Genomic DNA, 19,871 nt, shown 5'->3' with positions numbered 1-19,871 from the left:
GTTTCCTGCCACTGAATTGAAGCAAAAAACCTTCAAAATATAATGACTTTGAAGGTTTTGTTCGTTTAATTATACAAATATTTTTAGAAAGCCTGCGCAAAACTAATCGTTAAGCGTGTACCATTTTCTTTGACATAATTCATATTATTAGATTGCCATTGCGATATAACACTATAATAATCTTTATTAAAAAGGTTTTCGACACCCAAACGAATCGTACTTTTTTCTTTGAAGGTATAACTCGAAGAAAGATTAAAAGCCGTAAAAGATTTTATAGGTCCCGTTCCATAAGTATAAGCTCCATTAACAGGTTCAAATCGATCTCTTCCTGTTGTATTAATCATTTGCAAAAATACTGACCAGTCTTCCAGAGGTCTATAAACAGTATAAGCTACTAATTTTGGCGGATTTATACGATCTCCTCCCAGATATACTTTTTTATCTGTAAGTTCACGTTTCCCTTCTGTATAAGAATAATTTGCTCCAACATCAACTTTTGGATGAAGACGATATTTTGCTGACAACTCAAAACCATAGATTTTTTCAGGTGATCGTGAAATTTGCGGATTACCATCAACATAAACATAAGAAGCCCCTAATTTTGAAGTACTGTAATAAACAGCTCCTTCATAAGAAAGTTTATCCACAGCTCCTGAAAATCCAAATTCGTAATTATTGGCTGTAACCGCTTTTATCGAAGTGTTGTTGACCGTATTTTCTTTTGCAGCACGAAGCACCAAACCTAAATCAGCCACACTAAAACTCTGCGAAAAACTTACAAAAGGTTTAAACAATGTCCATTTTGTATAACGCAATCCTGCATTGAACATAAGCGCATTAAAATCTAATGCTCCGCCATTTACTGCAACACCACCGCCAACATAAGTGCCGTTTACATAATTACGAATGCCAATGGTGGTATAATCCGGTACATCGATATTAACATTTTCAAGCCTTAAACCGGTTTTCAATACCAAATTTGGCCCAAACATGTTTTTAAGCTGGAAATAAGGCGCCAGATTGTTCATCTTCATTTCAGGAATTACCAATCTGCCGTCTGTAAGATGTGTATCTGTTATATCAGATAGAATATCCAATCCATACGTTAAATTCCCTGATATAAGAGAACTGAATTCATATGGCGTATTTAAATTCAAACGAAAACCCAGTTTTTTACTTTGAGTAGCAGGTTGTCCGTTATTTTCAAAAAAGTCACTGTAATTAATTAACGTTAGATAATCCTGAAAATATAAAGACGCATTAACATCCGTTTTTCCAATAAAATTCTTTCCAATATAACTTAAACTTGCGTTATGATTGTACGGCGTTCCTTCCGGATCTCCCGGTCTTTGTCCTTTAACCCCAATAGTTGGAGAATCAAAATTGCCGTAAACCCCAGCTTTCGCTATATAATCAGTATGTTGCGTGCTCTGGAAATAATTATACATTAATTCCAGGCGATTATTGTCATTTATGTCATATCCAATTTTTGCAAAAGCATTCCAGTTTTTAAGATCGTTCATTCCATATTCAGGAGAAAGTACACGTCCTTTCGCATCACGATAAAGCCCTGTTTCTTCATAACGGCTGCTTACAACATAATCAATTTTGTTTACTTTTCCGGTCAATAACTGAGATACAAAGAAACCGGCTGTTCCTTTAGGTTTTACAAGAGAAAAATTAGTTCCTGCCTCCGTTGATCCGCTTATTGCTTTGTCAACATTTGCTCTTTTAGTAATATAGTTAATCAAACCGCCATCTGCACCATTACCATAAATTGCAGTTGCTCCCTTAATCACTTCAACGCGATCTAATACGGTAGGATCCAGAGAACGCATGTCTTTTGCCCCGTCTCTTAAAGGTGTAGATTGAGGAATACCGTCAATCATAACTAATACACGACGGCCACGTAAAGTCTGACCTAAATTTTGAGTTCTATTGGTCGTAAATCCCAAACCGGGAACTGATGCGCCCAAAATATCACTAAGATTAGAACTTATATTGAGTTGCTGTTGTATTTGTTTTTTGGATAATAATGTAACAGAAGAAGGAACTTCATCTAAAATCTCAGCCTTTCTGGAAGCAGAAACAACAATTTCCTGTAGTTCATTATCTGCTGATTTATCATTTAAGATGGTATCCTGGCTTTTACTATTTTTATCTTTTTCGTTATTTGTATTTGTTTTAGAAATCTGTTGGGCAGAAAGTGAACCCATAGTGAAGAACAGGAATAATAGGCATGTAGAAATTCGTATCATTATTATTTAGACTTAATTTAAATAGTGGTAAATATATAAAATGTAATTTGCTTTATCCAAGTAAATAACCTCCTAATTTTTGTTAATTTGTTATATATAGCAAGAAAGACCGAGGATCTTTATTTAAATCAACATATAGCTGTTACCAAAGAATGAAATTTGCTTTACCATTAAATCTGAAAATTTATTATTTGTTAAATTGGTATATTTACACAAATAATACAAATAAATATGTACGAAGAATTAAAATATTGGTACTTGCGGGATCATAAATTATTCAGGACACTTAGCTATTCGCAGATCAAACAATTGTGTATTATTACAGGCTTTAAGAAAGCATCAAAAGGCGAAATTATTTATTTTTCATCTTCAGATGTGCCTCGGATTTTTTTACTTAAAAAAGGAAATATAAAAATTGTTGCCATCGATGATAATGGCAACGAAACCATAAAAGACATTATTCAAAAAGGCGATTTATTTGGCGAGTTGACTTTAGAAACAGATAACAAAGTCGAAGAATATGCAAAAGTACTTTCTGACGATGTTGCAATTTGCAGTTTTTTAATGTCTGATTTTGAAGATTTATTGCTTAGAAACCCAACATTGGCACTTTCGTACACCAAGTTTGTAGGCTTGAAAATGAAACGGATTAAAAATAGTTATGCCAATTTAATTTCTAAAGATGCTAAAACCAGATTGTATCAGTTCCTGAAAGACTGGGCAGAACAAGAAGGCATTCAAAACGGAAATACAGTAATAATTGAAAATTATTTAACCCAAAATGATATTGCCCAAATCATTTGTACCTCAAGACAAACCGCAACACAATTGCTGAACGAAATGGAAACCAATAATCTTTTACACTATAATAGAAAAGAAATTATCATTACAGATATTACCCAATTATAGTTAATTCAATCCAAGTGTAAATTAGCCGACATTTTGCTTTTTCACAGTACAATAATTTTACATCATCAAAAAAGATGTAAAACTATTTACTATGAAAAAATTACTTTTTATGTTTTTAGTAGCCCTGACTTCGGTTACTAATGCCCAGAACGCAATCCCTAAATCTGCGACTGATATCGCTCCTTTATTAATAGGAGAGAAGATCCCGGACATTACTTTAAAATCATCTGAAAATACAGCTGTTCAAATTTCGGACTTGCTAAAAAAGAAAAAAACAGTTCTCGTTTTTTATCGCGGTGGCTGGTGCCCATATTGCAATCTGCATTTACAGGCAATGGCCGAAGCCGAAAAACAAATTCTGGATTTGGGATATCAGATTATTGCAGTAAGCCCGGATTCTGCTGAAAATTTGAAAAGCACAGAACAAAAAGATAATGTAAAATATACCTTGCTTTCTGACTCAAAAGGAGAATTAATAAAAGCAGTTGGAATTGCTTTTGAAGCTCCGGAAAACTACAAATCAGTAATTAACGTACATTCTAATGGAATCAATACGAGTTTTTTACCAGTTCCTTCCGTTTTTGTTGTAAACACTGAGAGTGACATACTTTTTGAATATGTTTCGCCCGATTTTAAACAGCGTATAACAACCGAATTACTGGTTTCTATATTAAAAAACTTAAAATAAAAAACATGAAAAAGCTAGTATTATTTTTATTGGTTTTGGTTTCTGGAGTTTCATTTGCTCAAAATGAGACCAAACGCATTAATCAATATAATGTAGAACATAAAGTTGCCATTCAGGGTTACGATCCCGTAGGATATTTTAATCAGGGAAAAGCAATCAAAGGAAAAAAAGAAATCTCAGTTTCTTATCAGGGTGTGGTTTATAATTTTTCGTCAGCTGAAAATAAAAATGCCTTCCTCGCAAATCCGTCAAAATATGAACCTCAATATGGTGGATGGTGTGCATATGCGATGGGAAGCGCCGGAGAAAAAGTGTCAATAAACCCGGAAACGTTCAAAATTATCGACGGTAAATTATATCTTTTTTACAATGCATATTTTAATAATACCCTGAAAAGCTGGAACAAAGACCAGAATACTTTAAAAAACCAGGCAGATAATAATTGGAAAAAAATATACAAATAATCCGGAGCCATGAAAAAGGAAATTATAATGTGGATACTCAGAATAGTGGCTTCGGTAATTTTATTGCAGACATTATATTTTAAATTCAGCGGAGCAGAAGAAAGTATTTATATTTTCTCGACTTTAGGACTAGAACCTTACGGCAGAATTGGTTCAGGAATTGCCGAGTTGCTCGCAGCAATTTTGATTTTAATACCAAAAACGACCTGGATTGGTGCTTTAGGCGGATTTGGTATTATGACAGGAGCTATTTTATCACACTTATTTGTTCTGGGAATAGTGGTTAAAAATGACGGAGGAACTCTTTTTGCCTTGGCTGTTATTACCCTGTTATGTTGTCTGGGATTGCTTTATTTCAATAAAAATAAATTGTTTAATCTTCTAAATTAAAAGTTATGTTACTAAAATCAATACGCCACAGTTTAGATGAATTAGTTGATCTGTTAGACCAATTGTCTGATAAGGATTATTCAAAATCTTGCGAAGCTTTAAGCAATACGACTATCGGCGAACATACAAGACACATCATTGAAATGTTTCAATGTCTTGAAAAAAGCTACGATTCAGCCGTTTTGAATTATGATAACCGCGAGAGAAATAATCGTATTCAAACAGAAACAGCATTTGCCAAACAAGCTATCATCGAAATTAAAACAGGATTAAAAAGCGAAAATAAAACAATCTACCTCGAACAGGTAATTGACCATCTTGCCATCAGGATTCAAAGCAATTATTACAGAGAATTGCTCTATAATCTGGAACATTGTATTCATCATCAGGCCTTGATAAAAGTTGCTGCTTTGCAATTTGAAAACATTTTAATGAATGAAAATTTTGGTGTGGCACGATCAACTATAGAATACAGAAGACAATGTGTACAGTAAGTTTTATCAATAATAGCGGAGTTGTAATTATTACTTCAAACCGGGACGAAAAAGTAATTCGTCCCGCTGCTGTTGTACCACGAAATTATTGTCATAACGGCAAAAATATTATGTATCCAAAAGATCCAAAAGCTGGAGGAACCTGGTTTGCCATAGATCAAAACGGAACTGTTCTGGTGTTATTAAATGGTGGAATAGCAAAACACAATCCGATATTTCCGTATAGAAAAAGCCGCGGATTGATTGCTTTGGATATTATGGCGAACCAGTCGCCAAAAGATTTTTGGAGTGAGATCGATCTCGAAAATATTGAACCCTTTACATTAGTATTATTTCAAAACGAAAAATTGTATGAATTGATCTGGGACGGTCTCGTCAAAATGAAGATTTTTCTGGACAGTACTAAAAATCATATTTGGTCATCGGTTACTTTATATCCTGGTGAAATCAGAAAGAAACGAAATGATTGGTTTTTTGATTTTTTGAAAGATAAAAATAAAATCTCGCCTGCACAGATGCTCGATTTTCATCGAAATACAGAAAGTGGTGATTCTGAAAATGGTTTAGTCATCAACAGAGAAAACACCATGAAAACTTTAAGTGTCACGCAAACTGTAATTGAAAAAAATAAAGGCATGATGCAATATTATGATTTAGTAAAAACAAGAAATTTTTCAACCACGTTTATTCGTATTTAAAATTGAGAGAAATGAAATTATTTATCCATAAAATAACCAATTGGGAGTATTGGCCTTTTCAGGTTTTGTATGCACCTATTTATTTTCTTTGGGCATATTATGCAATCAAAGCAAGGTCTGTTTTTTTCTTTAATGCTTCTAATCCAAAAATTAAAAATGGAGGATTTATTATGGAAAGTAAAAAACAAATCTACGATTTGCTTCCTAAAAAATATTATCCCAAAACTATTTTAATTAAGGAGAAAACTGATTTAAAACAGATAGTGGATAGTGTGGTCGAGAAACAAATCTATTTTCCGTTAATCGCAAAACCTGATATTGGTTTGCGCGGTTCCGGTGTAAAAAAAATCAGGACCGCTTCTGAGCTGAAACAGTATGCTGAAAAAGCAAATTTCGATTTTTTGATACAGGATTTGATTCCGTATAAAAATGAAGTGGGTATTTTTTATGTTCGGCATCCGCTCCAGAAAAACGGAAAAATAACCGGAATCGTGTCCAAAGAATTTTTGATTGTAACAGGAGACGGAAAATCAACTATAGAAGATTTAATCAAACAAACGCCACGGTTTGAATTACAGTTAGAAGTTTTAAAAGAAGAATATGGAGATCAGCTATATTGTATTTTAGCCAAAGACGAAACATTAAATTTGGTTCCGTTTGGCAATCATGCCCGCGGAGCAAAATTTCTGGATGGAAGCGATTTGATTACGCCAAAATTAACCTGGATGATTAATGAAATTGCGATTCAAATCCCGGAATTCTATTTTGGACGTTTTGATATTATGTACAACACTTTTGAAGAATTGGAAAGAGGAGAAAACTTTCAAATCGTGGAGCTCAACGGAGCCGCAAGTGAACCCACACATATTTACGACCCTAAACATTCCGTTTGGTTTGCCTGGAAAGAATTGGCGCGACACATTACTTATATGTATGAAATAAGTGTTGAAAACCATAAAATGGGAGTTCCTTATTTAAATTACAAAGTAGGCATCAGGGAATACAGACTGCATTTGGCACAAAACAGTAAAATCATGAATTTTTAAAAATGAAACGAATAAAAAATATTTCGATTGGTTTTGTAGTCAGCTTTCTGGGATCAATTCCATTAGGATATCTAAACCTTGCAGGAGTAGAAATTTATTCAAAATCAGGATTGCATAATTTGGTATTCTTTTTATTTGGAGTCGTTTTTGTAGAAACTTTTGTAATTTATTTTACCTTACTTTTCGCCAAAAAACTCATACAGAATAAAAAGCTATTAAAGATAATCGATTTATTTTCAGTACTTTTTATGTTTATTCTGGCTCTTGTTTTTTATTTAAATTTTAATCAGACAGAAAATTCGAATAACTTTTTACAGGAATATCTACTGTATTCACCCTTTATAATAGGTATAATATTAAATGGCGTTAATTTTTTGCAGCTGCCTTTCTGGACAAGTTGGAATCTCTATTTGCTTAACAAAGAATATATTAGTGTCGAAAGAGATTTAAAATACTATTATATTGCAGGAACTGTAATAGGTGTTTTTTTAGGAATGTTTAGTTTGATTGTAGTATTGCAGACTATTTTTGTAAAAACAAATCAATTCTCAAAGTTCATAATTCCTGTTTTTATTCCGTTGTTTTTTATTTCCTTAGGAATAATTCAAATGATTAAAAGTTATAAAAAATATAAATCCTGTTAATTTTTAAAAATTCATGATATCATTAACTTGAAAATAATCAAATTCATTTTGATGTATAATAAAGAATACAGTTTTAGGTTTTCTTCAGTATTTTCCCATATTCAATAGTATTTTTGTTGATTTCGAATAATTGCCTTCTTTCCATAAAAGAATTGATTATTAGAAAACTATTTGCTTTGTATAGATTTTAGCTATCAAATAAAAATTATTTATTATTAAAGCTAATAGCATTCTCTTGGTTTACTTTGTAAATTAGTATCAAAATAAAATTTTGGAATTATGGAGAATCAATCAAATGACATCAGCAAATGCCCTTTTCATAATGGCAGTATGGATAATGAAGCCGCAACAGGCACAAAAAACCGTGACTGGTGGCCAAAGCAGTTAAAGGTAAATATCCTTAGACAGAATTCAGCTTTATCAAATCCTATGAATAAGGATTTTAATTATGCTGAAGCTTTTAAAACTCTTGATCTTGAGGCTGTAAAAAAAGATTTACACGAACTCATGACTAATTCACAAGATTGGTGGCCTGCAGATTTTGGTCATTACGGAGGTCTTTTTATACGAATGGCATGGCATAGCGCCGGAACATATCGTGTACATGACGGACGTGGTGGTGCAGGAGCGGGGCAACAGCGTTTTGCACCCTTAAACAGCTGGCCTGATAATGTGAGCCTTGATAAAGCCAGAAGATTATTATGGCCAATAAAACAAAAATATGGACAAAAAATTTCCTGGGCTGACTTAATGATTTTGACCGGGAATATAGCGTTGGAATCCATGGGCTTTAAAACATTTGGTTTTGCAGGTGGAAGAGCTGACGTTTGGGAACCGGACGAATCTGTTTACTGGGGTTCTGAAACGACATGGCTTGGTGGAGATGAGCGTTATGACAACGGTTCTGAAGGTGTGCCGAAAGATCACGGAGTTGTATCATCAGATGATGATGCTGATGGAAATATTCATAACAGAAATCTGGAAAAACCTCTTGCAGCGGTACAAATGGGACTTATTTATGTAAATCCTGAAGGTCCTGACGGAAATCCTGATCCTATTGCAGCCGCAAAAGATATTAGAGATACGTTTGGCCGCATGGCAATGAACGACGAAGAAACCGTAGCTTTAATTGCAGGTGGTCATACATTTGGTAAAACTCACGGTGCAGCTACTTCTGATCACGTAGACAAAGAGCCGGAAGCTGCAGGTTTAGAATTACAAGGCTTTGGCTGGAAAAATAGTTTTGGTTCCGGTAAAGGTTCGGATGCGATTACAAGCGGACTTGAAGTTACCTGGACAAAAACTCCAACGCAATGGAGTAATAATTTTTTCGAAAATTTATTTGGCTTTGAATGGGAACTTACTAAAAGTCCCGGAGGCGCTCATCAATGGGTTGCTAAAAATGCCGAAGCAATTATTCCGGATGCTTTTGATAGTACAAAAAAACATCTGCCAACAATGCTTACAACAGATTTATCATTAAAATTAGATCCTGAGTATGAGAAAATATCACGTCGTTTTTTCGAAAATCCGGATGAGTTTGCAGACGCTTTTTCACGTGCATGGTTTAAACTAACACATCGTGATATGGGACCACGTGACCGTTATTTAGGTCCGGATGTTCCGCAGGAAGAGTTGTTATGGCAAGATCCAATTCCGGAAGTAAATCATGAATTAATTGACGAAAACGATACTAACCAATTAAAAGAAAAAATACAAAATTCAGGATTAAGCATATCACAATTGGTAGGAACGGCATGGGCGTCTGCAGCTACTTTTAGAGGATCAGATAAGCGTGGCGGCGCCAATGGTGCACGTATAAGACTGGCACCTCAAAAAGACTGGCAGGTAAATAACCCTTCAAATCTTAAGCAGGTTTTAGATAAACTGGAAGGCATTCAATCCCAATTTAATGCTGCACAGCCTGGAAACAAGAAAGTTTCATTAGCAGATTTAATTGTATTAGCTGGATCCGTAGGAGTAGAAAATGCAATTAAACAAACAGGAATTTCGGCTAAAGTACCATTTTCTCCAGGTCGTATGGATGCGTCAGCAGAACAGACAGATGTAGAATCATTTGGTTATTTAGAACCTAAAGCAGACGGTTTTAGAAATTACAGAAAAACAAAATCAACAGTTTCTACAGAAGAACTTCTTATTGATAAAGCTAATTTATTAACCCTGACAGCGCCAGAATTAACGGTACTTTTAGGCGGATTGCGTGTATTGGATATTAATACTGATAAAACAAAAAACGGCGTGTTTACACATCGTCCGGGTCAGTTGACCAATGATTTTTTTATAAATCTGCTGGATATGAATACCCAATGGCAAGCTGTGTCAAGTGATAAGGAATTATACACAGGAAACGACCGTACAACTGGTCAGCCTAAATGGATTGGAACACGAGCAGATCTTGTTTTTGGTTCTAATTCTGAATTGAGAGCAATAGCAGAAGTTTATGCAAGTGCTGATGCTCAGGAAAAATTTGTTAATGACTTTGTTGCCGTTTGGAATAAAGTAATGAATCTGGACAGATTTGATTTACATTAAAATCATATTTATCTAAAAAAAAAATACTGTAAATTCTAAACCCAAAAGCGTACATGAATTTAAAAGTAATAATGAGCCCGATATTTATCGGGCTCATTTGTTTTAGCTTAGTTCCTTAAAATGAAATTTAATGTTGAATGGTGCGGAATTCTGAAAACTAAAGAAGTATTTGTTTTATCTTTATGTTAGCTGTAATATGGCTTTAAATAACAAAAATGGCGCAATTAATTTTTGTCCGACATGGACAATCCCTTTATAATTTAGAAAACAGATTTACAGGAAACGTCGATATTCCGCTGACAGAACTTGGAAAAGAGCAGGCAAAACTTGCAGGAGAAAAACTAAAAGGCCATGTTTTTGATATTGCGTATACTTCAATGCTTATCAGGGCTCAGGAAACATTGCAGATTATCTTAAATGATATGAAGATAAAAATTCCTGTAGTAAAAAATAAAGCTTTTAATGAGCGAATGTATGGCAGTTTACAGGGACTAAATAAAGATGAAACGGCAAAAAAATATGGACTCGAACAGGTAGAAATCTGGAGAAGAAGTTATGATATATGTCCTCCCGGTGGCGAAAGCCTTTTGGATACTTACAATCGCGTGGTTCCTTATTATAAAGACGAAATAGAACCAAAATTAAAAATGGGACAAAATGTTTTACTGGTTGCACATGGCAATAGTCTGAGATCCCTGATGATGTATCTGGAAAAAATCAGTCCGCTTGATATTGTAAAAGTAGATATTGCAACAGGTATACCAAGGGTTTACACGTTTGATACTGAACTGATAATAGCTAACGTAAAAGATTTATAGCTTATAATTTTTGTATTATATGCTATTATAATCAATGGTTTTGCAATCGTTACTTTTATAAGAAATGATCATTTACAAATCTCTACATAGGAATATAAATAAACATTTTTGTTCCTGAATTAATTTTACTGGACGCTTTTATGAAGCCGTAATGATTGTCTATTATTTTTTTTACTAATGTAAGTCCAAGACCGCTGCCCGCATATTGACCTGTGTTATGTAATCGATAGAATGGATCAAAAATTTTGGGAGCAAATTCTTCATCAAATCCAATTCCGTTATCTTCAATGCAAATTATAATTTGAAACCTATTTTAACATATTTAAATAAAAAATGGAATCTAAGTTGATTAGAAGAAATCTTTCTTTTAGGAATATTATTATGGTTTTTATCAATTATAAAAGGTTAAATTTGAGCTCAAATTCAAAATTGGTTAATTACAATAGATATCATTATTAAATAAATTATGAAACGATATATTTCTGCTGGTATATATGTTTACTTTCTGCCTGGCTTATTTTTTTTAGCCTTAGCGATTTATCTTTTTAGTAATAAACAAAATTTCTTTTCAAAGGCAGAGGTTATCAGTGGCACAATTATTAAATTTATACCTGTTTCGAGCAAGAATACAATGGTTTATTACCCATTTGTTTCATTTGTTGCAAAATCCGGTCAGCAAATAAAATTTACTTCTTCTGTAGCGTATTATTCTCCCAATTATATGGAAGGAAGCAAGGTTAAAGTTTTTTATGATCCGACTAATCCGGATAACGCAGAGATTAATGGAATGTACGTCTTTTTGATTGATCCACTAATTATGGGAGCTTTGGGTGTTTTTTTCTTTTTAATGGGTCTTTGGGTTGTTTTAGGCCAGTATAATAAAAGGAAAAAATTAGAATTGATGACTTTAAATTCCAAACTTTTGGGAATTGATAAAGTGTAACTTATTTGTAAAGTGGTCTTCTTGATCTTATTTAAAAAAAGCAATCCTTAAAAAAAGGTTTATAGATTGCTTAATTTTCACATGTTGCATTTTCCTTTTCCAGTTGTTCATTGCCCCAGTTATGCAAATGCTTTATAAACGGAATTAGTTCCATACCTGTGGTGCTCAACGAATATTCTACTTTTGGTGGAACTACATGATATACTTCTCTGATTATCAATTTATCTTCTTCTAATTCACGTAAAGTTTGAGTCAGCATTTTAGTCGTTATATCTGGTAAAGTTCTGCTTAACTCGCCATAACGCAGTACTGTTTTTGAATGTAAATGCCATAAAATTCGTCCTTTATATTTTCCTCCAATGCGTTTAAAAGCATAATCTACACCACACATTTGTACGTTTTCAGAATTTATTGTTTTATTTTTCATTTTTTACAGAATATAACTAATTGATTATCAGTAATACATACTTTTTAGTATATAAGATACTATTTAGTACATACTTGCGACAAATATACTGTTAATTTACTTTTGTATCTGATTAATAACACAAATAAAAATGGAACAATTAAAAAATAAAATAGATAATAATGAACACGCTAAAGTAATGAAAGCGATTCGTCAGCATGAGTTTGGAGGTCCTGAGGTGTTAATTTATGAAGATGCCCCGATTCCGGAATTAAATAGTGGAGAGGTGAGGGTAAAAGTTCATGCAATAGGACTTAATCCGCCGGATTGGTATTTGCGTGACGGATATAAAATGTTGCCGCCTGAATGGCAGCCAAAAGTTCCTTTTCCTGTAATTTTAGGCACAGATATTTCTGGTGTGATTGACGCGGTTGCCAGTGATGTGAAGGAATTTTCGATAGGCGATGAAGTCTATTCTATGGTTCGTTTTCCCAGTTACGGGCCTAGTCAGGCGTATGCCGAATATGTAAACGTACCCATTTCTGAAATTGCGTTAAAACCCAAAAACATTGATCACTTACATGCGGCAGCTGCACCAATGTCGCTGCTTACGGCCTGGCAGTTTATGATAGAAGTGGGGCACGACGAACAAAATCCATTACAGCCTAACAAACATGAACCTGTTCCTCTTGAAGGTAAAACCGTATTGGTAAATGGAGCAGGAGGCGGAGTTGGACATTTTGCAGTTCAATTGGCAAAATGGAAAGGAGCGAAAGTTATCGCAGTAGCATCCGGAAAACAAGAAGTATTGCTGAGAGAGCTGGGTGCTGATGAATTTATAGATTATACTAAATTTCAGGCAGAAGATGTTGTACACGATATAGATCTTGTAATCGATTCAGTTGGCGGTCCTGAAAGTGGTCGTTTTTTACGAACATTAAAACCGGGCGGAGCATTATTTCCAATTTTTCCTCTTGGATTCTCCGGTGCTGAAGAAGCTGAAAAATTAGGAGTTACAGTTTCAGCAACTCAGGTGCGGTCTAATGGCGCGCAACTTAAAACACTTGCAGCTTTGCTTGATCAGGAAATTATTCGTGTTGTTATTGATAGTTCTTTTCCGCTTGCTAATGCAAGACAAGCACATGAACGAGCTGCAAAAGGACACATTCAGGGAAAGATTGTTCTAACTGTTGCATAATATTGATTTTTAATAAAAATATATTATGGATCATAAAGAATTAGAAGACAGAATTTTACTTAAAGAACTTGTAGATACGATTTCTATTCTTGGAGATAAAAAAGATTTTAAGAATCAGGTTCAATTTTTTTCTGAGAATGCTCTATCAGAAACTATTTTTCAAGGTAAAACAATTTTAAAACTGGAAGGAAGAAAAACAATGGCGTCTACATTTGCCAAATTTCTTGGTGAAATAGACACTGTTTATCATTTCAACGGTCAGCATTTGGTGACTATAAATGGCGATACTGCCAGAGGAACTTGTTATTGTCTAATTACTTTGATTGGCAATGAGAATGGAAAAAAAATGATGAACAGAATAGGTGCAATTTATGAGGACGATTACATTCGCATAGACAATCATTGGTTTATTGCTAAGCGCGTAGGAACTTTTGACTGGCAGGAAAAAAACGAAGTAAATCAATAAGGCAGAAAATAATATTTGATACCTTAAAAAAAGGCATAAAAAAAGCCCATTTCTTAGAAAATGGGCTTTTATCTATTATAGTTTAAACTAATATATTATTGGGCATCCCAGGATGCACTGGCATAATAAATAGAACTCGTTACAGGAGCTGTCCAGTAATCCTGACTACCTCCACGGAACGTGTGAAGGCTTACTGCATTTACATTTCGTTTAGCATCATTAGTTACCCAACGAATTGTTTGATTCAGTATCTCGGTACCATTTACATAATATTTGACATATCCGTTTGTATTTGATCCGGTATTTAACTTAACAGATATCTGGCAGTTATAAGTAACTCCTTCCTGGATGAAGTATTTTTTTCCAAAATCATTGCCATATTGTCCCGGTTGATCTTTGTAATAAACGTACGGTTGAAGATAAGCACCGCTTCCTTTGGCAGTATTTGATCCATTTGGGCAATACCACATAAATCTGGCACTACCGCCATTGCCATCCCATCCTGGATCGCCACCGGTGTTCTGGTCACCAATTAAAATTCCATATCCGCATTTACCGCCTCTGCTCCAGTAAAATCCGGAATTAAATTTCATCTGGAACCAAACCGTGTAAACACCTTCTGAATAAACACCAAATGATGTACACAAACCACCCGGACAAGTTAATGTGTTGGTTTTTAATGTGATCGTTCTGGCTCCGACACCGCCACCGGCTAAAGCTGCATTAGCAGAGGCATCTTTGTTTGTACTTTTTGCCACGTCGTTGTTAACGATTTTTAGTTCGTCTTTGTTAACGCTTTGTGGCGCATTTAAATCTTGTTCCCTTTCGCAGGAATTAAACACTACTGCTGTAATAAATAGTAAACTTGTTAATTTTAGAAATTTTTTCATTTTTAAAAGTTTTTGTGGTTATTAAAATAATTAATGGTTAGTAAATAATAGATCGTGAAAATAGTATTAGATAAAGACGAAAGACTTTTCCTGATTTTAAAAATCAGAATGAATCGATACGAAAATAAAAAACAAAATTTTTGTAATCTATTACTGCAAAGTTGATTAATTACTATTAGGATGGGGAGTAAAAAAGTACGATTTTAGGTACGTAAATATCCGGTTTACTTGTTTAGGATTGTTTTTTAGTAAGTATCGATAAATATTTTTCCAATATTGATCAATCTTTATTTTTTTTTTCGGATTTGTAATTAGAATACTTTAGAACTAGATGATTAAGAATTATTTGAGAATATAATTCATTTCATTTAAAAATATAGAACAAGTTTAAGACACTTTAATCAGAGATAGCTTTTAATTTAAGAAAATAAAGTATTCTGTTTTAAGTCGTTGGAATTGGAGGAATTGAAAAAGTAACCGCTATTTGCTTAGTATAAAACGGTTGTAATGCAAAGCGAAGGCAGAAAACAGGTGTTATCTAAAAGATTGCGGTATTAAATATGTAACAAAATACTAAATTGTACAGCTTGTGTTGAGCAAATTTTCATAGAAACAGGTAGAAGTAAATTCCTGATGTGCTACGAACATCAGGAATTATTACCTTAAATAGTGTTTTTATTTTTTACGTTCTATAGTTTCAAAACCCAGATCCATTTCGGATTTGCTATTAAGTACAGAGCCTAAAAATACTGGATAATCTTTTTTATTTGCATCAGCATTGTACATAAAAAAGTTGCCGAAATTAGTTTCTTTTAATAATGAAAATTTCTTTATTTTATATTCTTTAGTCTCAAATGCTGCCGGATCTTCTGTGAGAGTATTCCAATCTTTTTCAGCAAAACTCATCTGGATATTTTTTTTGGTTTTTGCTATAAATAATGTATCTCCATCAATACGTATTAACTTAATCAGCACTCCGGTAGATAAATTATTTTCGTACCAGGTTGCTTTATAAATATCACCTGGCTGCGGATGCATTAATATTTCAGCATATTCCTTAGCTTTTTCGTTAGTCGCTTTTTTATTAATTGAACTTATTACCAATAGAATTAAAATAAGAACAGGAATAACAAACCAGATTGACCACGGATAAACTAATTGCCATAAAGTTCTTTTATGATTGGCCCGAATTTCTTTTACAGCTGCAGCTACAGTATCTGAGTATTTTTTTCTTGCAAAAATAGAGCTATCAGGATTTTTAAGAACACTGCCACAGCTGGTACAAATAACACCAGTTCGTCTTCCCATCCCAAAAATCGGGATTCCCATAGCAATATATCTCATGTATAAGGTTAATTCTATGCTGTCATTTTTACTGCAGGAAGGACAGATTTCATTAGGAATTATTTTTGAAGTTAAAGGTTTTGTTACAATTTGATAAATAAAAACGATCATCTTATTTTGTGGTATAAAAGGTAAATATCTGGTTATTTTTGGATTTTATTTAAAACAAACATAAGCTTTTTACTAATAATAAAATAGAAATTTTATCTTCATATTTTGGGTTTCCCTAATTTAAATATTAAAAAGACCCTAATCAGATGTTCTCATTACCCATTTTAATAGCGATGTTTTCTCTTGATATTGCATTGATAAAATTTAGGTATCAGATTAATATACTGGGAATTGTGTAACATCCTGATGAAATTAAATACTTTCTAAACTCATCGCATTTGTATCTTTAATAATACATTAAAACTATTATATAAATCAAAAAACATAAGTTATGGCAGAAATTAAAATTGAGAAAAAAAAGCCGGTTTGGCCATGGATTGTTGCAGTCCTGTTGATCTCAGCACTTGTATATTATATCTTTTTAAGAGATAACGAAACGCAAAGTCAAAACAATGTAGAAATTGAAAACACTACAAGTACAGACAATACGACAAATTAATCAGGAGATAGCAGGAATAAAAATACTCTTTCGTCACCTATTTAATTGTTATAACATTAGAGAAGACATAAAAGCAAAAGTTTCCTGCAGCCGGATAAATGGAAAATAATTTATAATGCAAAAATAAAAATTATGGAAAATAAAGATAGAAACTTATACAAATTAGACGAACTTTCTGATTATAAAATTGCTTCAAACTATTCTGACGTTCGAGGTTGGAAAATAGTAGATGCTGACAACCGTACTATAGGCACAATTGATAATCTTTGGGTTAATAAAGATATGAAGCGTGTTGTATATCTGGATGTAAAAGCTGATAAAGCATTAATCGAGGACAGTCGTAATGAGGTTCACGATGCTATAGCGAGCGACAACGGAAGAGAATTTGTTTATAAAGACGGAGACAGTCATGTTATCATACCAATTGGATCTGTTAGTATAAATAAAGACACAAAAATTGTTATGGCTAACAATATAGGATACGATACTTTTAGAAACACCAGCAGATATAATGCGCAGCAAAATTTTAACAGGGAATACGAAAGAAGAGTAATGAAGTCTTATTATCCTGAAAATGATCCTGACTCTGTGTATTATAGTGATGATGACTCTTTTTACAACCGCAGGGAATTTGATAACAAATAGTATTTTTTATCAGATATTTTATAGACAACATAAAGAAAAGTAGGGGTAACGCTACCAGATGTCTAAATTGCCTTTTTTTAGGTTTATCTACTTATAAATAAATAAAAAATCCCATTTCGTAAGAAATGGGATTTTTTATTTTATTGTAGCACAAAATAGTAAAAGCTAAATGCTGTAATAAATTTATACGCGCTTTAGACGAAGGAGTAGAATAAAAACAATATTGAGTGATCCATCATCTTTTACAATAATTTGTAGAGATGATGGATTTTTTTACGCGATAATAGTACTCTGAAGAAAAATCAGGATAATTCTGAGTATATTTATACAGTAGACAGTGTATTTACAAATAAGAAAAGATTCTTTGAAGAGCGAAATATTTTAAATTTATGAGCAGAAAACATAACGAGTTACACAGTAAATTAACGCTGGGTGGTTTATTTATAGCATTAGGAATAATTTACGGAGATATTGGTACTTCGCCTTTGTATGTAATGAAAGCCATAATTGGAATTCATAATATTGATAAAAATGTAGTTTTGGGTGGAGTATCGGCGGTACTTTGGACATTGACTTTGCAAGCTACTATAAAATATATTTTTATTACGTTAAGTGCAGATAATAATGGGGAAGGGGGCATTTTTGCTCTTTATGCTTTAGTAAGGCGTACAAAAGTAAAATGGTTAATTGTTCCGGCTATTATTGGCGGGAGCGCATTACTTGCAGATGGAATTATAACACCGCCAATGTCCGTTTCATCAGCAATTGAGGGAATGAGAACATTATATCCTAAAATTGATACGGTACCCATAATTATTGCCATCTTAGTAACTCTTTTCGCCATTCAGCAGTTTGGAACAAAATTAGTCGGGAAATTTTTTGCGCCGGTAATGCTGGTATGGTTTGGTATGCTCGCAATATTAGGAGTCATGCAAATTACCCATCATCCAGATGTTCTAAAAGCTGTAAATCCTTATTATGCGTATCATTTATTAAGCATTCATCCGGAAGGGTTTTATGTTTTAGGTTTTGTTTTCCTGTGTACAACCGGAGCCGAAGCTTTATATTCAGACATGGGACATTGCGGCAGAAAAAACATTAGGATAAGCTGGCTTTTCGTTAAAAGTGCGTTACTTCTCAATTACTTCGGGCAAGCAGCATATTTGATTCAGCATGAAGGAGAAACGTTATTTAGCCTTGGAGGAAAATATGCCAATCCTTTTTATTTAATGATGCCGGAATGGTTTATACCTGCCGGAATCGTGATTGCTACGCTGGCTGCAGTAATTGCCTCACAAGCCTTAATCAGCGGTTCATTTACTTTAATCAACGAAGCGATTAAGCTTAATTTCTGGCCAAAAGTAAAAATCAAATATCCTACAGAACAAAAAGGCCAATTGTATATTCCGTCTATAAATTGGCTCATGATGCTGGGCTGTATTATGATTGTACTTCATTTTAGGGAATCTCAAAAAATGGAAGCTGCTTACGGACTCGCAATTGTTTTGTGTATGATTATGACCACTTTACTGCTTAATTATTATTTGATAATGAGAAGAGTTCCGTGGTATATTATTTCAGCATCTATAACAATTTATATGGTAATTGAACTTAGCTTTTTAATTGCCAGTTTAAATAAATTCATGCACGGCGGTTATGTTGCGGTATTTGTAGCCTTAATACTCATTGCAGTAATGGCGACCTGGTGGAAAGCCAAGTCAATTAGCAAGAATTACACGAAATATGTTCCTATCGATGAATATAAAAAAGTACTTTCTGAACTAAGCATCGATGAATCAATTCCTAAATATGCGACACATTTAGTTTACATGACAAATGCTGTAAGAACCTGTGATATAGAGCAAAAAGTAATGTATTCTATCCTGCAGATGCGTCCTAAACGAGCCGATATATATTGGTTTATTCACATAAATATCGTTGACAAACCTTATAGAAGAGACTATAAAGTAACCGAAATAATGAAGGATGATTTATATAGAATTGACTTTTATCTTGGATTCAGGGAACCTATGAAGACGAACCTAATGTTTAAGGAAGTGATTCGGGATATGGTTGTTAATAGAGAAGTAGACATAACAAGCCGCTACTTATCGCTAAACAACAATAATATAATGGGAGATTTCAAATTTGTATTGTCTAAAAAAATACTCTCTATGGACAACGATTTTACGTGGTCTGAAAAACTAATTATGAATGGTTATTTTTTACTTAAGAAATTCAGTTTGTCTGAGGAAAAAGGTTTTGGACTCGATACCAGTTCTGTAAAAGTCGAAAAATTCCCGATGCTTTTACATCTTCCGGAAGATTTTAAAATGACCAGAATTTATAATTGAATTTTTCAGTTATGAATGTCAATCAAAAGTCGAAAGTATTTTGCAATTTGTGC

At 33.5% G+C, this 19,871-nt stretch carries 21 protein-coding genes; 16 read left to right on the top strand and 5 right to left on the bottom strand.

The window, feature by feature from the left end; genetic code table 11:
* Positions 1–83: 83 nt before the first annotated feature.
* Positions 84–2,258 carry a TonB-dependent receptor gene (locus tag BXU01_RS00315; RefSeq protein ID WP_083691181.1) on the bottom strand — a complete coding sequence of 725 codons (2,175 nt, stop codon included), beginning with the start codon at positions 2,256–2,258 and terminating at the stop codon, positions 84–86.
* A gap of 231 nt (positions 2,259–2,489) precedes the next feature.
* Here BXU01_RS00315 and BXU01_RS00310 point away from each other — a divergent pair, with 231 nt between their 5' ends.
* The 10 genes from BXU01_RS00310 to BXU01_RS00265 all read left to right on the top strand — a co-directional run bounded on the left by BXU01_RS00310 (position 2,490) and on the right by BXU01_RS00265 (position 10,962).
* The gene (locus BXU01_RS00310; RefSeq protein WP_083691180.1) at positions 2,490–3,167 is read left to right on the top strand and encodes a Crp/Fnr family transcriptional regulator; all 678 of its coding nucleotides are present in this window, start codon (positions 2,490–2,492) and stop codon (positions 3,165–3,167) included.
* 91 nt (positions 3,168–3,258) lie between these two features.
* Complete coding sequence (locus BXU01_RS00305; RefSeq protein WP_083691179.1) at positions 3,259–3,855, top strand: peroxiredoxin-like family protein; 597 nt, start codon at positions 3,259–3,261, stop codon at positions 3,853–3,855.
* A gap of 5 nt (positions 3,856–3,860) precedes the next feature.
* On the top strand, positions 3,861–4,319 hold the full coding sequence (locus BXU01_RS00300; RefSeq protein WP_083691178.1) for a YHS domain-containing (seleno)protein: 459 nt from the start codon (positions 3,861–3,863) through the stop codon (positions 4,317–4,319).
* Positions 4,320–4,328: 9 nt separating this feature from the next.
* On the top strand, positions 4,329–4,709 hold the full coding sequence (locus BXU01_RS00295; RefSeq protein WP_083691177.1) for a DoxX family protein: 381 nt from the start codon (positions 4,329–4,331) through the stop codon (positions 4,707–4,709).
* Positions 4,710–4,714: 5 nt separating this feature from the next.
* The gene (locus BXU01_RS00290; protein ID WP_083691176.1) at positions 4,715–5,203 is read left to right on the top strand and encodes a hypothetical protein; all 489 of its coding nucleotides are present in this window, start codon (positions 4,715–4,717) and stop codon (positions 5,201–5,203) included.
* On the top strand, positions 5,191–5,901 hold the full coding sequence (locus BXU01_RS00285; RefSeq protein ID WP_083691175.1) for an NRDE family protein: 711 nt from the start codon (positions 5,191–5,193) through the stop codon (positions 5,899–5,901). Before BXU01_RS00290 ends, BXU01_RS00285 begins: the two co-directional genes overlap by 13 nt.
* Before the next feature lie 11 nt (positions 5,902–5,912).
* Complete coding sequence (locus tag BXU01_RS00280) at positions 5,913–6,947, top strand: ATP-grasp domain-containing protein (protein ID WP_083691174.1); 1,035 nt, start codon at positions 5,913–5,915, stop codon at positions 6,945–6,947.
* 2 nt (positions 6,948–6,949) lie between these two features.
* On the top strand, positions 6,950–7,591 hold the full coding sequence (locus BXU01_RS00275; RefSeq protein WP_083691173.1) for a hypothetical protein: 642 nt from the start codon (positions 6,950–6,952) through the stop codon (positions 7,589–7,591).
* A 279-nt stretch (positions 7,592–7,870) separates the two neighbouring features.
* Positions 7,871–10,144 (top strand): catalase/peroxidase HPI, encoded by a 2,274-nt coding sequence (gene katG, locus BXU01_RS00270; protein WP_083691172.1) that lies wholly within the window; start codon positions 7,871–7,873, stop codon positions 10,142–10,144.
* Between the two features lie 215 nt (positions 10,145–10,359).
* Positions 10,360–10,962, top strand: a complete 603-nt coding sequence (locus tag BXU01_RS00265; RefSeq protein WP_083691171.1) for a 2,3-diphosphoglycerate-dependent phosphoglycerate mutase — start codon at positions 10,360–10,362, stop codon at positions 10,960–10,962.
* A gap of 82 nt (positions 10,963–11,044) precedes the next feature.
* Here BXU01_RS00265 and BXU01_RS23965 read toward each other — a convergent pair whose 3' ends face one another.
* Complete coding sequence (locus BXU01_RS23965; RefSeq protein WP_369819523.1) at positions 11,045–11,257, bottom strand: ATP-binding protein; 213 nt, start codon at positions 11,255–11,257, stop codon at positions 11,045–11,047.
* Between the two features lie 171 nt (positions 11,258–11,428).
* On the opposite strand from BXU01_RS23965, the gene BXU01_RS00255 reads away from it, so the two are divergent.
* Positions 11,429–11,905, top strand: a complete 477-nt coding sequence (locus tag BXU01_RS00255; protein ID WP_083691170.1) for a DUF3592 domain-containing protein — start codon at positions 11,429–11,431, stop codon at positions 11,903–11,905.
* A 70-nt stretch (positions 11,906–11,975) separates the two neighbouring features.
* Here the strand turns inward: BXU01_RS00255 and BXU01_RS00250 are convergent, their stop codons facing one another.
* Positions 11,976–12,332, bottom strand: a complete 357-nt coding sequence (locus BXU01_RS00250) for a helix-turn-helix domain-containing protein (protein ID WP_083691169.1) — start codon at positions 12,330–12,332, stop codon at positions 11,976–11,978.
* A gap of 130 nt (positions 12,333–12,462) precedes the next feature.
* Here BXU01_RS00250 and BXU01_RS00245 point away from each other — a divergent pair, with 130 nt between their 5' ends.
* Together BXU01_RS00245 and BXU01_RS00240 are read left to right on the top strand one after the other, a co-directional pair.
* A complete protein-coding gene (locus BXU01_RS00245) occupies positions 12,463–13,509 on the top strand; it encodes an NADP-dependent oxidoreductase (RefSeq protein ID WP_206196593.1) in 1,047 nt (348 codons plus the stop codon).
* 25 nt (positions 13,510–13,534) lie between these two features.
* Positions 13,535–13,975 (top strand): nuclear transport factor 2 family protein, encoded by a 441-nt coding sequence (locus tag BXU01_RS00240; protein WP_083691168.1) that lies wholly within the window; start codon positions 13,535–13,537, stop codon positions 13,973–13,975.
* 95 nt (positions 13,976–14,070) lie between these two features.
* On the opposite strand, the gene BXU01_RS00235 is transcribed toward BXU01_RS00240, so the two are convergent.
* Both BXU01_RS00235 and BXU01_RS00230 read right to left on the bottom strand, forming a co-directional pair.
* Complete coding sequence (locus BXU01_RS00235; RefSeq protein ID WP_083691167.1) at positions 14,071–14,865, bottom strand: polysaccharide lyase; 795 nt, start codon at positions 14,863–14,865, stop codon at positions 14,071–14,073.
* A 675-nt stretch (positions 14,866–15,540) separates the two neighbouring features.
* Positions 15,541–16,320 (bottom strand): hypothetical protein, encoded by a 780-nt coding sequence (locus BXU01_RS00230; RefSeq protein ID WP_083691166.1) that lies wholly within the window; start codon positions 16,318–16,320, stop codon positions 15,541–15,543.
* A gap of 331 nt (positions 16,321–16,651) precedes the next feature.
* Between BXU01_RS00230 and BXU01_RS23565 the strand changes: the two genes are divergently transcribed.
* From BXU01_RS23565 to BXU01_RS00220, 3 genes are all read left to right on the top strand, one after another.
* On the top strand, positions 16,652–16,819 hold the full coding sequence (locus BXU01_RS23565) for a hypothetical protein (RefSeq protein WP_165689738.1): 168 nt from the start codon (positions 16,652–16,654) through the stop codon (positions 16,817–16,819).
* A gap of 132 nt (positions 16,820–16,951) precedes the next feature.
* Positions 16,952–17,464 carry a PRC-barrel domain-containing protein gene (locus BXU01_RS00225; protein ID WP_083691165.1) on the top strand — a complete coding sequence of 171 codons (513 nt, stop codon included), beginning with the start codon at positions 16,952–16,954 and terminating at the stop codon, positions 17,462–17,464.
* 389 nt (positions 17,465–17,853) lie between these two features.
* Entirely contained in the window at positions 17,854–19,818 is a 1,965-nt protein-coding gene (locus tag BXU01_RS00220; RefSeq protein ID WP_083691164.1) for a KUP/HAK/KT family potassium transporter, read from the top strand.
* Positions 19,819–19,871 lie beyond the last annotated feature (53 nt).

The organism is [Flexibacter] sp. ATCC 35103 (assembly GCF_001975985.1).
Classification (GTDB): domain Bacteria; phylum Bacteroidota; class Bacteroidia; order Flavobacteriales; family Flavobacteriaceae; genus Flavobacterium.
This window is presented reverse-complemented; position numbering and strand designations above follow the sequence as displayed.